The following is a 15,055-nucleotide window of genomic DNA, read 5'->3' on the forward strand; positions in this document are numbered from 1 at the left end:
GGTTGGACATGACCTTCATGCCGCGCCATGAAGATCACCCAAGCCGAGCGACCGGCGACCGGCAACAAGGGCCCTGGCCGCAGAAGCAGCCCAGGTCGCGGGAGAAGGTGGAAAGTACCGGTATCCATCCGGCCGAAGGCCGGCACAGAGGGGAGACTCGATGAGGCTTCGCAAGCACGCCACGTACGCCGCCACGGCTGCCGCGCCGCCCGTCGCTCCTTCGCCGGCGCGAAACGTGCCGGGCCCGCCATGACGACCAGCCGCCGCGACCTCCTGAAGATGCTGGCCTTCGCCGGCGGCGCCGGACTGGTCGGCACGCCGCTTCCGGGATGGGCCCGCACGCCGCCGGCAGCCGGTGCGGATCGGTTCGCCAGCCGCCGCCCGCCTGTGGAAAAGCGCCGCTTCGCCAGCGCGGCGGTGGAAGCGCAGATCGCCCGTGTCAGGGCGAGGATCGCCGATCCGGAGCTGGCCTGGCTGTTCGGGAACTGCTACCCGAACACGCTCGACACCACCGTCCACCTGGGCACGCTGGACGGCAAGCCGGACACCTTCGTGGTCACCGGCGACATCGACGCGATGTGGCTGCGCGACTCGTCCGCCCAGGTCTGGCCCTACCTGCCGCTGGCCGCGAAGGATCCCGCCCTGCGCACGCTGTTCCGCGGCCTGGTCCATCGCCAGGCGCGCTGCATCGCGATCGACCCGTACGCCAATGCCTTCCTGCCCGACCCGGCTGCGCGCACGCACCTGGAGTGGGCCAGGAACGACCTCACCGAGATGCGCCCCGGGGTGGCCGAGCGCAAGTGGGAGATCGACTCGCTGTGCTACCCGATCCGCCTCGCCCACGGCTACTGGAAGGCCACCGGCGACACCGCGCCGTTCGACGACGACTGGCGCGCCGCGATGCACGCGGTGCTGCGCACCTTCCGCGAGCAGCAGCGCAAGGACGGCCCCGGCCCGTACCGCTTCCAGCGCAACTCGCCCAACGCCACCGAGAACCCGCCGCTGGGCGGCTATGGCAATCCCGGCCGGCCGGTGGGGCTGATCTTCTCGATGTTCCGGCCGTCCGACGACGCCTGCCTCTATCCGCTGTCCGTGCCGGCGAATTTCTTTGCCGTGACCTCGCTGCGCCAGCTCGCCGCGATGAGCGAGGCGATCCACCGCGACACGGCCTTTGCCGGCGACTGCCGCGCGCTGGCCGGCGAGGTGCAAGCCGCGCTGGACGAATACGCGCCCATGCGCGACGGGTGCGGCGGCGACGTGTGGGCCTACGAGGTGGACGGCTTCGGCAACCAGTTGTCCATGGACGACGCCAACGCGCCGAGCCTGTCCAGCCTGGCCTACCTCGGCGCGATGCCGCTGGACGATGCACGCTACCGGCGCACCCGCGCGCTGGCCTGGAGCCCGCGCAATCCGTACTTCTTCCGCGGCCGCGCCGCCGAAGGCATCGGCGGGCCGCACGAAGGGCTGCGGATGATCTGGCCGATGTCGATCGTCATGCGCGCGCTCACCGCCCGCGACGACGCCGAAATCCGCCAGTGCCTGCAATGGCTCAAGGCCACGCATGCCGGCACCGGCTTCATGCACGAAGCCTTCGACCAGGACGATCCGGCGCACTTCACCCGTGCCTGGTTCGCCTGGGCCAACACCTTGTTCGGCGAGCTGGTCGCCGGACTCGCCGAACGCCGACCCGACCTGCTGCGCCGCGCCTGAGCGCGGCGTCCACGCCACCGCCGAACCCGAGGAGACTCCTATGGTGACCCGCCGTCGATTCCTGCAAGGCACGGCCACGGCGCTGACCGCGCTGGGCGCCGGCCTGGTCGCCCCCGCCGCGCTCGCCGGCGGGCGCCGCGATGCGCTGGCCGCCGCCACCGGCCAGGCCCTGGGCTCCCCGGCACCGGGCGGAGCGGCGGCGGTCAACCCGGACGGGCTGGCCCGCCACGTCGACGTGTTCGTCGGCACCGGCGGCCACGGCCATACCTTCCCGGGCGCCTCGATGCCGTTCGGCATGGTGCAGCTCAGCCCCGACACCAACGACTTCGGCTGGGACGCCTGTTCCGGCTACCACCAGGGCGACGGCTCGATCATGGGCTTCTCGCATACGCACCTGTCCGGCACCGGCGCCAGCGACATGCTCGACGTACTGGTGATGCCGGCCCAGGGCGCGGTGAAGCTGCAGCCGGGCGGGCGCGGCCGGCCCGAGGTGAACTACCGCTCGCAGTTCGACGGCGCCGCGCCCGCGGGCGTGCAGCAGCCGCCGGTGGACGCCGCGATCACGCCGGGCGACGGCTACCGCTCGCGCTTCGACCCCGCCAGCGAGCAGGCGCACCCCGGCTACTACCGCGTGCGCCTGAGCGACCACGACATCCTCGCCGAGCTGACCGCCACGCCACGCACCGGCCTGCACCGCTACACCTTCGGCAAGGCCGGCAAGGGCCACCTGCTGGTGGACCTGGCGCACGGCTACCACGACGACCCGAAGGTGCCCTGCCAGGTATCCGGCGCCAGCCTGCGCGTGATCGGCGCAGACACCCTGGTCGGCAGCCGCACCGTGCACCAGTGGGCCAACGGCCGCACCCTCCATTTCGCGCTGAAGGTGTCGCGCCCGTTCGCCCGCGCCGCGCTCTACAGCGAGGACCGGCCGCTGGCCGCCGGCGCGGGCGAGGCCGCTGGCACCCACCTGAAGGCCGCGCTGCACTTCGACGAGGTCGCCGGCACGCCGCTGCTGGTGAAGGTCGGCCTGTCCGGCGTGGACGTGGACGGCGCCCTGCGCAACCTGGAGGCCGAGGCGCCCGGCTGGGACTTCGACGGCGCGTGCGCCGCGTCGCTCGCCGCCTGGGAGAAGGAGCTTGGCCGCATCCGCATCGACACCGCCTCCGACACGACCCGCCGCATCTTCTACTCCGCGCTCTACCACACCCTGCTCGCGCCCACCTTGTTCAGCGACGTGGACGGCCGCTACCGCGGCATGGACCTGCAGGTGCACCGGCTGCCCGAGGGCTCGCACAACTACAGCACCTACTCGCTGTGGGACACCTACCGCGCGTTGCACCCGCTGCTCACGCTTTACCAGGGCGAGCGCGTGCCCGACCTGGTCAACGGCCTGATCCGGATGGCCGCGGAAAGCCCGGAAGGCCCGCCGGTGTGGCCGCTGCAAGGCGTGGAGACCGGCTGCATGATCGGCTACCACTCCGCCTCGGTCGTCGCCGAGGCGCACGCCAAGGGTTTCAAGGGCATCGACATCGCCAAGGCGTGGCCGCTGTTCCGCAAGCGCGCAATGGACGACGACTACCGCGGCCTGCCGTACTACCGCAAGCTCGGCTACATCCCCAGCGACAAGGAAGGCGAGGCGGTCAGCAAGACGCTGGAATACTGCTACGACGACTGGGCGGTGGCGCACATCGCCGAGGCCGCCGGCGCGCGTGCAGACGCCAGGGCGCTGCGCGCCCGCTCGCGCAACTATGCCCACGTGTTCGACAGGAAGACCGGCTTCGTGCGCCCGCGCGGCGAGAACGGCCGGTGGCTGGAACCGTTCGACCCGCAGTCGACCGGGCATTCCGCGCGCTGGCGCGACTTCACCGAGTCCAACAGTTGGCAGGCCACCTTCCTCAACCAGCACGACCTCTACCGTTACATGACGCTGTTCGGCGGCGAGAAGGCGTTCGAGAAGAAGCTCGACGGCCTGTTCAGCGCCGACTCCGGCCAGAAGGGCGACGCGCCGCCGGACATCGCCGGCCTGGTCGGCCAGTACGCGCACGGCAACGAGCCCAGCCACCACGTGGCCTACCTGTACGCGTACACCGGCTCCCACCACAAGACCCAGGCGCGCGTGCGCATGCTGCTGGAAAAGATGTACGCGGCCGAGCCGGACGGCCTGGCCGGCAACGAGGACTGCGGGCAGATGAGCGCGTGGTACGTGATGGGCGCGCTCGGGCTCTACGCGGTCGATCCGGTCAGCGGCGACTACGTCTTCGGCAGTCCGCTGCTGGACCGCGCCGAGATGCAACTGGGCGAAGGGCGCACGCTTGTCGTCACCACCGCCGGCAACGGCCCCGGCAAGGCCTATATCCAGTCGGTGAGCTGGAACGGCAGGCCGTGGAAGAAAAGCTGGATCAGCCATGCGGAACTGGCCGGGGGCGGCACGCTGGCCTTCGTCATGGGCGACACGCCGAACAAGGCGTTCGGCAGGGCCCGCGCCGCCCGGCCGCCGTCGTTCGGCCGGGCGGCGGGCTGATCTCGGCAACGGGGCGCAGGCGCGCTCTTCCGCCCACCGCGGAACGGCCGGCTCGCGTCCGGCCTCCGCAAGGCACGCCTACCCGCCCGTTCAGTCCTTGCCGGCGAAGGCGTGCGACAGCCAGTCGCGCATCAGCCGGTAGCTGCGCGCGGCCGCGCGCGCGTCGTAGGCGCAGCCCTCGCTGTGCTGGTCGGTCTCGGTGAAGCAGTGCACCGCGTTGCCGAGCACGACGAACTCCCAGTCGGCCTTGCTGCCGCGCATCTCGTCCATGAACTTGCCCGCGTCGGGCATGGTGCCCCGGTCGTCGGCGCCGTTCATCGCCAGCACGCGCGCCTTGATGTGTTTCGCCAGCGCCGGGTCGTCGGTCTGCAACGCGCCGTGGAACGACACCACCGCGGCGACGTCGGCCCCGCTGCGCGCCAGGTCGAGCACCGCCGAACCGCCGAAGCAGAAGCCGATCGCCGCCAGCTTGGCGGCGTCGATCGGCGCCGTCTTCGCCTGCACCCGGAGCTGGTCCAGCGCCATGACGACGCGCTTGCGCATCAGGGCGCGGTCGGCGTACAGCGGCTTCACCGCGGCCTCCGCCTGGTCGTTGTCGGCCGGCCGCACCTTCTCGCCGTACATGTCGGTGAGCAGGATCACGTAGTCCTTGCCGGCGATCGTCTCGGCCTTCTTCACCGCCGTCTCGTTCACGCCGTACCAGTTCGGCACCATCACCAGGCCGGGCCGCCTGGTGTCGACGGCATCGTCGTAGACCAGCACGCTGTGGAAGCGCGTGCCGTCCTGGGTCCACTCCACCGGCGTGTGCACCATCCTGGCCTGGGCCGTCGCGGCCAGGCCGAGCCAAAGCACCGCCAACAGACTCTTCGCTGCACGCATGGGTACGTCTCCTGACACGGGGGATGGGAGGCGGCGATCGCCGATCCGGCATGCTGCGCGCGGCAGCCGCTGCGTTCAAGCGCTACGGCGCACAGGCGCAGGAGTCGCACCCGGCTCCACCGTCATATCTACATCTACGGCCCATCGCCACGCCCCCCACCGGGACGGGCCGGACGGGGTACTGCCGCACCGACGGCGCCTGCGCGGAGCGCGGACGTCGCCGCTTCGCGGCTCAGCGGCCGGCGGCGTGGCCGGCGAGCAGCCGCTTGAACGGCGGCAGGCGGTCGAGCAGGCGCACGCCCAGGCCGCGCGCCGCCACCAGCGGCGGCGCCTGCCAGGCGTAGATGCGCGCCAGCGCGTCGAAGCCGAGCGCGTCGAGCGTATCGGCGCTGCGCCGGCGCCGCGCATAGCGGCGCAGCACGTGCGCGGCGGCGATGTCGCCGCCCGCCTCGCGCGCGGCCAGCAGCACGTCGCGCAGTTCGGCCACGTCGCGCAGCCCCAGGTTCACGCCCTGCCCGGCCAGCGGATGCACCGCATGCGCCGCGTCGCCCAGCAACACCAGGCGCTCGGCCTGGTAGCGCCCGGCCAGTTGCAGCCTGAGCGGGAACGCGGCGCGCGGCGTGCTGGCGACGATCCGGCCGAGCCGGAAGTCGCTGGCCACGCCAAGCTCGTCGCGGAACGCCGCGTCGTCCAGCGCCAGCACGCGCCGCGCCTCGTCCTCGGGCAGCGACCAGACGATCGAGCTGCGGCCGTCGGCGAGCGGCAGCAGGGCCAGCGGCCCGCCCGGCAGGAACCGCTGCCATGCGGTCCGTTCGTGCGGCCGCTCGGTGGCGACGTGCGCCACCACGCCGAGCTGCGCGTAGTCGCGCCCGCGGGTGCCGATGCCGGCGAGCCGGCGCAGCGGCGAACCGGCGCCGTCCGCGGCCACCAGCAGGCGCGCGGACAGGCTCTCGCCGTCGGCCAGGTCGAGCTGCACGCGGTCCTCGCGCGCCTCGTAGGCGGCGACCTCGGCCGGGCACAGCCGGCGCACGCCGGCGGCATCCAGCGCCCGCCACAGCGTCCACTGCACCAGGCTGTTCTCGACGATGAAGCCGAGCTCGGCACGGCCCTCGCGCGCCGCGTCGAAATGGATCGCCGCGCCGGTGGCGGCGTCCCACACGTGCATCTGCGCATAGGCGCCGGCGCGCGCTTCGCGTATGGACGTCCATACGCCCAGCTCGTCGAGCAGGGCCACCGACGAGGGCGCCAGCCCGACCACGCGCAGGTCCACCTCGTCGCCGGCACGCCACGGCGCGGGCTCGCGCGCCTCCAGCAATGCGGTGGCGAAGCCGGCGCGCGCCAGCGCCAGCGCGGCGGCCGCGCCGACCATGCCGCCGCCGACCACCGCCACGTCCAGCGCCGGCCCGCGGCGGCGCGTCGATTCGCTGCGCACCGGATTCATGGCAGCCGCTCCAGCACCGCGCGCGGCGGCTCGCCGCGGAAACCCATGCCGCGCTGCGCCAGCGCCCGCTGCAACGGTGGCAGACGGTCGCACGCCAGCAGCGCCAGCGAACGCAGCGGCGCCAGCAGCGGCTGCTCCAGGCAGGCCAGCCGCACCAGGCCGTGGCTCATCGTCATGGTGCCCTCGCGGTCCTCGGTGCGGCGCGCCGCATAGCGCTCCAGCAGGGCGGCATCGCCGGGATCGGCGGCGCCGGCCACCAGCTCGGCCAGGGTCAGCGCATCGCGCAGGCCGAGGTTGAAGCCCTGCGCGCCGATCGGGTGCACCGTCTGCGCCGCGTTGCCGACCAGCACCGCGCGCGGCCCGGTCAGCCGTTGCGCGGCGACGCGCTGGATCGCGTACGGATAGCGCTTGCCTGGCCGGCCGAGGCGTCCCAGCTTCCAGCCGAAGCGCCGCTGCGCCAGGGCGACGAAACCGGCATCGTCCAGCGCCGCCACCGCGGCGGCTTCTTCCGCCGGCACGGTCAGCACCAATCCGCAGCGGCCCTCGCCCAGCGGCAGCAGGGCGACCGGGCCGTCGTCGGCGAAACGCTCGTAGGCGCGATGGGCGTGCCCGCGTTCGGGCGTCACCGTGCAGACGAACAGGGTCTGCCGGTAGTCGTGGCGCTCGGCCTCGATGCCGAGCCGGGCGCGCACGAAGGATTCGGTGCCGTCGGCGCCCACCAGCAGCGCCGTGTCCAGCGTGCGGGCACCGTCGGCGGTGCGCACCTGCACGCGCCAGCCGCCGTCATGCGGCGCCATCGACTCCAGCGTCGCCGGGGCGAAGCGGGTCAGCCGGGTGCAGTCGTCCAGCCGGCGCAGCAGCGCCGCGCCCAGCTCGCGCGCCGGCAGCGTCCAGCCAAGCGCATCGACGCCGTGCCTGGCCGCCTCCAGCCGCGCGCTGCCGAACTCGCCGGCGCGGCTGACCCGGATCTGCCGGATCGGCGTGGCCGCGGCCGCCGCATGCGGCCACACGCCGATCGCCTGCAGGCCGTTGACGCTGGCGCGGGCCAGCGCGAGGTTGCGTTCGTCGTAGCTGGGCTGCGCGTCGGCCCGCGGCGCGCTGGCCTCGACCAGGGTGGTGGCGATGCCGGCGGCGTCCAGGGCGATCGCCAGGCTGGCGCCGACCAGGCCGCCGCCGACGACCAGCACGCCGGTCCGGCCGACGGACCCGCTGCGGTCCGTGTTGTCGATGGCATTCATGCGCCGATGATACGCGCTGATCGCCCCGGATCGATGGGCCGCGCTGGCCGTGGCCGCGCCCGGTTGCGCTAAACTGGCCGCTCCGATTCCGGCTCGCCCAACCAGGAGCAGTACCCATCATGGCTAAGACGTCGACCCAGCGCCTGGGTATCTTTCTGGCACTCGCCCTGGTGATGGCGGTGACCCGCATCCACCTTTCGCTGTTCAACCACGACGTGCGCGACGCGTCCTGGGCGGTGTTCTTCCTGGCCGGCTTCTGGCTGCGCGGCCAGGCCCGCTGGGCGTTCCCGCTGCTGATGGCCGAGGCGGTGCTGATCGACTTCATCGTGATCAGCAACACGGGCCAGAGCTTCTGGAGCCACTACTGCGTCTCCGCCGCCTACTGGTTCCTGGTGCCGTCCTACGGCGCGCTGTGGCTCGGCGGCAACTGGCTGGCGCGGCACGACCTGGGCCTGCGCCTGCCCACCCTGGGCCTGGCGGCGGTGGCGCTGCTGGTCAGCGCGAGCCTGTGCTACCTGATCTCCAACGGCAGCTTCTACTGGCTCAGCGCCAGCGTGCCGGCGCCGCGCAGCTTCGCCAACTGGTTCGTGAACCTGGGCGACTGGTACGTGCCCTTCCTCGGCACCACCGCGATCTACGTGGGCGTGGGCGCCGTGCTGCACGTGCTGGCGGTCCAACTGGCGCGCGCGTCGAGGCACGCCGGCCAGACCAACCTGCCGCGCTGAGCCGCGGCCGACCGCGATGGGCAACCGGCTCTCGAAGATCTACACGCGCACCGGCGACGACGGCAGCACCGGCCTGGGCGACGGCTCGCGCGTGCCGAAGGATTCGCTGCGCGTGGCCGCCTACGGCACCGTCGACGAACTCAACAGCGCGATCGGCATGGTGCTCGCCAGCGACGGCGTAGACGACGCCGTGCGCGAGACGCTGACCCAGGTGCAGCACGAACTGTTCGACCTCGGCGGCGAGCTGTGCATCCCGGGCATGGCGATGATCGACGACGCCGACATCGACCGGCTCGAGCAGGTGCTGGACGGCTTCAACGAGCCGCTGCCGCCGCTGAAGGACTTCATCCTGCCCGGCGGCGGCATGGCCGCCTCGTGCTGCCACCTGGCGCGCACCGTGTGCCGGCGCGCCGAGCGCGAGGTGATCGCGCTGCGCCGCGAGGAGGCCGACGTGCGGCCGCAGGCGCAGCGCTACCTCAACCGGCTGTCGGACCTGCTGTTCGTGCTCTGCCGCGTGCTGGCCCGCGCCAGCGGCCACGGCGAGGTGCTGTGGCAGCACGAGCGGCGGCGCAAGCCGAAAGCCGGCTGAGCCCGCCGCATGCTGCGGCTGTATACCCATTCCGCCTGCCTGCAGCATGACCCGGGCCCCGGCCACGCCGAGTCCCCCTCGCGCCTGAGGGCGGTGCTGCAGGCGCTCGACCACGACCGCTTCGCCTCGCTCGACCGCGTCGAGGCGCCGCGCGCGACGCGCGAACAGTTGCTGCGCGTGCACACGCCGGCCCACCTCGAGCGGATCTTCGCCGGCGAACCGGCCGACGGCACCGCCGCGCTCGACGAGGACACCGCGATGTCGCCCGGCTCGCTCGAAGCCGCGCTGCGCGCCGCCGGCGCCTGCGTGGCGGCGGTGGACGCGGTGCTGCAAGGCGCGGTCGCGCGCGCGTTCTGCGCGGTGCGCCCGCCCGGCCATCACGCCACGCCGGACCGCGCGATGGGCTTCTGCCTGTTCAACAACGTCGCGGTGGCCGCGGCGCACGCGCTGGCCGCGCACGGCCTGAAGCGCGTCGCCATCGCCGACTTCGACGTGCACCACGGCAACGGCACCCAGGACGTCTTCGCGGCCGAGCCGCGGGTGCTGTTCCTGTCCAGCCACCAGTCGCCGCTGTACCCGGACAGCGGCTACGAGGACGAACACGGCGCCGGCAACATCGTCAATGGCTGCCTGTCGCCCGGCGCCGACTCGCTGGAGTTCCGCGAACTGTGGGACGGCCTGCTGCTGCCGCGCCTGCACGCCTTCCGGCCGCAACTGGTACTGGTGTCGGCCGGCTTCGACGCGCACCGCAACGACCCGCTGGCCGACCTGCGCCTGGGCGCCGAGGACTACGCCTGGATCACCGGCCGGCTGGTCGAGCTGGCCCGCCAGCATGCCGGCGGGCGGCTGGTATCGACGCTGGAAGGCGGCTACGACCTCGCCGCGCTGGCCGCCAGCGCCAGCGCGCACGTCGCCGCCCTGGCCGAATAGCCGCACAGGGCGAGGCGAGGCCCAGGTCGTTCCGCCCGATGCACGCGCCGGCGCAGGCTGAATCTCCCCCTGAACCATCCCGTCCCGCCAGGGCGCCCGCCTGCCTTAGGAGGGGGCTTTCTGCTAGCTTAACGGGCCTTCGCAGCCGACAGACACACGACGTGACGTCCAAGAGCCCCTTGCCTCCGCGCCGCCTGCTGGCGGTCGCCGCCGCCCTTGCCCTGTTCGGCGGCCCGGCCGCGGCCGGCACCGCGCCCGCACCGGCCGAGCCCGGGACGGCCGGGGCATCCAGTTGTCCGCTCGGCGCGTTCCGCTGCCCGCCGCGGCCGGCCAATTTCGCCATGTGCCGGCCGAACGCGCTGCTGGAGTTCTACGACCCGGCCCTGAGCCGCGACAGCAGCCAGCGCGACACCGCCAACACCAAGGTGGACGCGGTGCACGTGGACAGCTCCGACCAGTCCATCTACAAGCTCAACGGCAACGTGCGGATCGAGCGCGCCGACCAGCTCCTGCGCGCCGACCGCGTCGACTACAACGACCAGACCACCGACTACGACGCGCAGGGCAACGTACGCTACCAGGAGGCCGGGCAACTGCTGTCGGCCGACCGCATGCGCGGCAATACCGACGCCAGCCACGGCATCGCCGACAACGTGCGCTACCAGATGCTGGAGGCGCGCGGCAACGGCGTCGCCAGGCGCGGCGAGATGCTCGACGCGCAGCGCAGCCACTACACCCAGGTGACCTACTCCACCTGCGACGTCGGCCACCACCTGTGGGAGGTGCGCGCGAAGGACCTGAAGACCGACAAGACCACCGGCGTGGGCACCGCGCGCAGCGCCACCATGCGCTTCGCCAACGTCCCGTTCCTGTACCTGCCGTACTTCACCTTCCCGATCGACGACCGGCGCAAGAGCGGCTTCCTGTTCCCGACCATCGGCAGCTCCAACCGCTCCGGCATGATGCTGGGCGTGCCGTACTACCTGAACCTGGCGCCGAACTACGACGCCACGCTGGAGCCGCGCCTCTACACCCAGCGCGGCACCCTGCTCGCGGGCGAGTTCCGCTACCTGTTCCCGGGCACCAGGGGCCAGCTGAACCTCGAGTACCTGCCGAACGACCGCGGCAACAGCGACGACACCGTGGAATCGACCAAGGGTCGCGACCGCTGGCTGCTCAAGTACACCGACAGCACCGCGCTCGCCCCGGGCTGGTCGTTCGGCACCAACATCAACCGCACCTCCGACCGCAACTACCTGCGCGACTTCGGCAACGACCTGTACACCTCCGCGATCGGCACGCTGGCGTCGAACGCCTACGTGTACGGCAGCGGCAACTGGTGGAGCGCCTCGTTCGGCGTGGACAGCTACCAGAACGTGGACCCGTACCTGCCCGACACCGTGGTGCAGTACAAGCGCTGGCCGCGCGCCACCTTCAACATGGACGTGCCGCTGGCGCACTGGCTGGAGTTCGGCCTGGACAGCGAGGCCGTCGCCTTCCGCAAGGACGACGTGATCGAAGGCAAGCGCGCCGACCTGTCGCCCTACCTGGCCGCCGACTTCCGCGGCGCCGCCTGGTTCGTCAAGCCCAAGCTGGCCTACCGCTACACCGCCTACCAGCTCGATCCGAACTACCAGCGCTTCGATTACCGCAGCGTGCTCGCCACCGGCGCGACCAGCCCGTTCGACCGGCGCTCGCCCAGCCGCTCGCTGCCGATCGCCAGCATCGACAGCGGCCTGATCTTCGACCGCAGCACCAGCCTGTTTGGCAGCCAGTACACGCAGACGCTGGAGCCGCGGCTGTACTACCTGTACGTGCCGTACCGCAACCAGAACAACCTGCCGCTGTTCGACACCAGCCTGATGTCGTTCGACTACTGGCAGTTGTTCTCGCCCAACCAGTTCTCCGGCGCCGACCGCCAGATGAACGCGAACAACCTCACCGCGGCCCTGACCACGCGCCTGCTCGACGACAGCGGCGTGGAACGGCTGTCGGCCAGCTTCGGCCAGATCCGCTACTTCACGCCGCAGAAGGTGCAGTTGCCCAACTGCTGGAACGGCAAGCAGAGCGTCGCCTGCCCGGCCACCGACTGGTCCGGCTCCGACTACGTCGCCCAGTTGGGCGTGCAGTTGAGCGACCGCTGGCGCCTCAACAGCTCCTACCAGTGGAGCCCGAACACCCGCCAGACCGACCTGGGCGCGGTGGAACTGCAACGCCGGATCGGCGCGGACGGCATCCTCAACTTCTCCTATCGCTATCGCCGCACGCCGGGCGCGGAACTGCCGCTGCTGGAACAATACGACGCTTCCGTGGTCTATCCGGTCTCCGAGCGCTGGCGCCTGCTGGGCCGCTGGACCTACTCGGTGAAGGACAAGCGCACCGTCGAGGCGCTGGCCGGCGTCGAGTACGACAGTTGCTGCGTCGCGGTGCGGGTGGTCGGCCGCCACTACGTGCGCAGCTTCAACGGCAACACCAACCAGGTAGGCACCAACAATGCGGTGATGCTCGAACTGGAATTCAAGGGCCTGGGCTCGCTCAACGGCCAGACCGAGGACCTTTTGCGCCGTGGTATTCTTGGATATCAATGATCTTGCCGTCGCCAACTTCCCGCGTCGCCCCGCCGGCGACCGAAGGCCCCCACCGATGAAGCAACCCCTCGCCCTGTTCGTGCTCGCGTTCGCCGCGGCCACCGTCCTGCCCGCCCACGCCCAGTTGCTGCAGCAGGCCCCTTCTGCCGGCCAGGCGAACCAGCCGCTCGACCGCATCGTCGCCGTGGTGGACGAGGACGTGATCCTGCAAAGCGAGCTGAACGAGGCGGTACGCTCGGTGCAGCAGCAGTACGCCAGCAACCCCGGCCAGTTGCCGCCGATCAACGTGCTGCAGAAGCAGGTGCTGGACCGCCTGGTCCTGATGAAGCTGCAGGTGTCCAAGGCCAAGGAGCAGGGCATCCGCGTGTCCGACAGCGACATCGACCAGGCCGTGGCGGGCGTGGCGCAGCAGAACAAGATGACGCCGGAGCAACTGCGCGCGGCGGTCGAGCAGGAAGGCGGCTCGTTCGCCGCGTTCCGCGCCCAGTTGGGCGAGCAGCTCATGGTGCAGAACCTGCACCAGAGCGTGGTGCGCGACTCGGTGAACATTACCGACAGCGAGATCAACAACCTGCTCAACAGTCCCAGCTACAAGGCCGGCGAGGTGCACCTGGCGCACATCCAGGTCAGCATCCCCTCCGGCGGCAGCGCGGCCGACATCCAGGCCGCGCAGGCCAAGGCCGAGCAGGCGATCAACTCGATCAAGGGCGGCATGGACTTCAACGCCGCCGCGATCCGCTATTCCGACGCGCAGGACGCCCTCGAAGGCGGCGACCTCGGCTGGCGCCGCATGGACGAGGTGCCGCCGGCGTTCGCCGACACCGTCTCCGGCATGAAGCCGGGCGACGTCAGCCCGGCGCTGCGCGGCCCCACCGGCTTCCACATCCTCAAGCTGGTCGACCAGCGCCAGCCCAGCAAGCAGATGGTCACCGAGTTCCACGCCCGGCAGATCCTGATCAAGCCCAGCGAGCTGGTCACGCCGGCGCAGGCCGAGCAGAAGGCGCAGGACCTGTACAACCGCATCGTCAACAAGCACGAGGACTTCGCCAAGCTGGCGAAGGAAAACTCCAAGGACAACACCACCGCGAACATCGGCGGCGACATGGGCTGGTTCCCGCAGCAGGCCTGGGGCAGCACGATCGCCGAGCAGATCGGCCAGCTCAAGGACGGCGAGGTGTCGAAGCCGTTCCAGAGCGAGGCCGGGTGGCACGTGCTGCAGCTGGAAGGCCGCCGCCAGAGCGACCTCACCGACCAGATCGAGCGCGACCAGGCGCGCCAGGCCATCGGCAACCGCAAGGCGGAGCAGGCCTACGACGACTACCTGCGCCAGCTGCGCTCCGACGCCTACGTGAACATCCTGGTGCCCGAACTGCGCGACGACACCGCCGCCGGCGGCAAGTCGTAAGCGCGAGCGCGCAAGCCATGGCCTTGCCCCGGCTTGCCGTCACCGCGGGCGAGCCGGCGGGCGTCGGCCCCGATCTGCTGGTCAAGCTGGCCGCCAGTCCGCTGGCGGCCGATCTCGTCGCGATCACCGACCGCGCGCTGCTCGAGCGCGCGGCCGTGCGCTACGGCATTCCCCTCCGCCTGGCCGAGGACGATGGCGCCGCCCTGGCGGCGCGCGAGCCGGGCACGCTGCGGATACGCCACGTGCCGCTGGCCGAAGCCGAACGGCCCGGCCAGCCCGACCCGCGCAACGCCCGGCACGTCCTGGCTACGCTGGCCGAAGCCGCCGATGGCTGCATGGAAGGCCGCTACGACGCCATCGTCACCGCGCCGCTGCAGAAGGCCTCGATCAACGAGGCCGGCATCCGCTTCAGCGGCCACACCGAGTTCTTCGCCGAGCGCGCCCGCGCCGACGTGGTGATGATGCTGGCCAGCCCCGAGCTGCGCGTGGCGCTGGCGACCACCCACCTGCCGCTGCACGCCGTGCCGGCGGCGATCACCGCCGACGGCCTCGCCCGCGTCCTGCGCATCGTGCACGCCGAGCTGCGCTCCAAGTTCGGCTTCGCGCAGCCGCGCATCGCCGTGCTGGGGCTCAACCCGCATGCCGGCGAAGGCGGCCATCTCGGCCGCGAGGAGATCGACACGATCGTCCCGGCGCTCGAGCGCCTGCGCGCCGAAGGCATGCACCTGCTCGGCCCGCTGCCCGCCGACACCGCCTTCGTGCCGGCGCAGCGCCGGCACTACGATGCGGTGCTGGCGATGTACCACGACCAGGGGCTGCCGGTGCTCAAGAGCGAGGCGTTCGACCGCACCGTGAACCTCACCCTGGGCCTGCCCTACGTCCGCACCTCGGTCGACCACGGCACCGCACTGGACCTGGCCGGCACCGGCAAGGCCGACCCGGCCAGCCTGATCGCCGCGGCGAATCTCGCCCTGACGCTGGCGGCGCGACGGCGAGAAGAGAGTGGAGAGGAGTGAGAAGTGAGAGAAA

Annotated in this window: 11 protein-coding genes; 8 read left to right on the top strand and 3 right to left on the bottom strand. The window is 71.8% G+C overall.

Features of this window, described 5'->3' with window-relative positions; genetic code table 11:
- The first annotated feature begins 249 nt into the window (after positions 1-249).
- A complete protein-coding gene (locus ASG87_RS18600; protein WP_056008773.1) occupies positions 250-1,710 on the top strand; it encodes a glycoside hydrolase family 125 protein in 1,461 nt (486 codons plus the stop codon).
- 40 nt (positions 1,711-1,750) lie between these two features.
- Complete coding sequence (locus ASG87_RS18605) at positions 1,751-4,231, top strand: GH92 family glycosyl hydrolase (protein ID WP_056008775.1); 2,481 nt, start codon at positions 1,751-1,753, stop codon at positions 4,229-4,231.
- A gap of 90 nt (positions 4,232-4,321) precedes the next feature.
- Here ASG87_RS18605 and ASG87_RS18610 read toward each other — a convergent pair whose 3' ends face one another.
- From ASG87_RS18610 to ubiH, 3 genes are all read right to left on the bottom strand, one after another.
- On the bottom strand, positions 4,322-5,110 hold the full coding sequence (locus ASG87_RS18610; RefSeq protein WP_056008778.1) for a dienelactone hydrolase family protein: 789 nt from the start codon (positions 5,108-5,110) through the stop codon (positions 4,322-4,324).
- Positions 5,111-5,342: 232 nt separating this feature from the next.
- On the bottom strand, positions 5,343-6,551 hold the full coding sequence (locus tag ASG87_RS18615) for a UbiH/UbiF/VisC/COQ6 family ubiquinone biosynthesis hydroxylase (protein ID WP_056008781.1): 1,209 nt from the start codon (positions 6,549-6,551) through the stop codon (positions 5,343-5,345).
- The gene (gene ubiH / locus ASG87_RS18620) at positions 6,548-7,789 is read right to left on the bottom strand and encodes a 2-octaprenyl-6-methoxyphenyl hydroxylase (protein ID WP_056008784.1); all 1,242 of its coding nucleotides are present in this window, start codon (positions 7,787-7,789) and stop codon (positions 6,548-6,550) included. Before ubiH ends, ASG87_RS18615 begins: the two co-directional genes overlap by 4 nt.
- Positions 7,790-7,908: 119 nt before the next feature.
- Here ubiH and ASG87_RS18625 point away from each other — a divergent pair, with 119 nt between their 5' ends.
- From ASG87_RS18625 to pdxA, 6 genes are all read left to right on the top strand, one after another.
- Positions 7,909-8,514, top strand: a complete 606-nt coding sequence (locus ASG87_RS18625; RefSeq protein ID WP_056008786.1) for a hypothetical protein — start codon at positions 7,909-7,911, stop codon at positions 8,512-8,514.
- A gap of 16 nt (positions 8,515-8,530) precedes the next feature.
- Positions 8,531-9,103 carry a cob(I)yrinic acid a,c-diamide adenosyltransferase gene (locus ASG87_RS18630; protein WP_056008789.1) on the top strand — a complete coding sequence of 191 codons (573 nt, stop codon included), beginning with the start codon at positions 8,531-8,533 and terminating at the stop codon, positions 9,101-9,103.
- A gap of 12 nt (positions 9,104-9,115) precedes the next feature.
- The gene (locus ASG87_RS18635) at positions 9,116-10,033 is read left to right on the top strand and encodes a histone deacetylase family protein (protein ID WP_200949151.1); all 918 of its coding nucleotides are present in this window, start codon (positions 9,116-9,118) and stop codon (positions 10,031-10,033) included.
- Between the two features lie 161 nt (positions 10,034-10,194).
- Positions 10,195-12,621, top strand: a complete 2,427-nt coding sequence (lptD, locus tag ASG87_RS18640) for an LPS assembly protein LptD (RefSeq protein WP_056008795.1) — start codon at positions 10,195-10,197, stop codon at positions 12,619-12,621.
- A gap of 55 nt (positions 12,622-12,676) precedes the next feature.
- Positions 12,677-14,026 (top strand): peptidylprolyl isomerase, encoded by a 1,350-nt coding sequence (locus ASG87_RS18645; RefSeq protein WP_056008799.1) that lies wholly within the window; start codon positions 12,677-12,679, stop codon positions 14,024-14,026.
- A gap of 17 nt (positions 14,027-14,043) precedes the next feature.
- The gene (gene pdxA / locus ASG87_RS18650; protein WP_056008802.1) at positions 14,044-15,042 is read left to right on the top strand and encodes a 4-hydroxythreonine-4-phosphate dehydrogenase PdxA; all 999 of its coding nucleotides are present in this window, start codon (positions 14,044-14,046) and stop codon (positions 15,040-15,042) included.
- Positions 15,043-15,055 lie beyond the last annotated feature (13 nt).

The organism is Frateuria sp. Soil773 (assembly GCF_001428405.1).
Taxonomy (GTDB): Bacteria; Pseudomonadota; Gammaproteobacteria; order Xanthomonadales; family Rhodanobacteraceae; genus LMSL01.

What these genes read in the sequence shown, in the direction of transcription:
- ASG87_RS18625 (WP_056008786.1), top strand. Translation starts at nt 7,909, where the DNA reads ATGGCTAAGACGTCGACCCAGCGCCTGGGTATCTTTCTGGCACTCGCC.
- ASG87_RS18605 (WP_056008775.1), top strand. Translation starts at nt 1,751, where the DNA reads ATGGTGACCCGCCGTCGATTCCTGCAAGGCACGGCCACGGCGCTGACC.
- ubiH (WP_056008784.1), bottom strand. Translation starts at nt 7,789, where the DNA reads ATGAATGCCATCGACAACACGGACCGCAGCGGGTCCGTCGGCCGGACC.
- pdxA (WP_056008802.1), top strand. Translation starts at nt 14,044, where the DNA reads ATGGCCTTGCCCCGGCTTGCCGTCACCGCGGGCGAGCCGGCGGGCGTC.
- ASG87_RS18610 (WP_056008778.1), bottom strand. Translation starts at nt 5,110, where the DNA reads ATGCGTGCAGCGAAGAGTCTGTTGGCGGTGCTTTGGCTCGGCCTGGCC.
- ASG87_RS18630 (WP_056008789.1), top strand. Translation starts at nt 8,531, where the DNA reads ATGGGCAACCGGCTCTCGAAGATCTACACGCGCACCGGCGACGACGGC.
- ASG87_RS18645 (WP_056008799.1), top strand. Translation starts at nt 12,677, where the DNA reads ATGAAGCAACCCCTCGCCCTGTTCGTGCTCGCGTTCGCCGCGGCCACC.
- ASG87_RS18600 (WP_056008773.1), top strand. Translation starts at nt 250, where the DNA reads ATGACGACCAGCCGCCGCGACCTCCTGAAGATGCTGGCCTTCGCCGGC.
- ASG87_RS18615 (WP_056008781.1), bottom strand. Translation starts at nt 6,551, where the DNA reads ATGAATCCGGTGCGCAGCGAATCGACGCGCCGCCGCGGGCCGGCGCTG.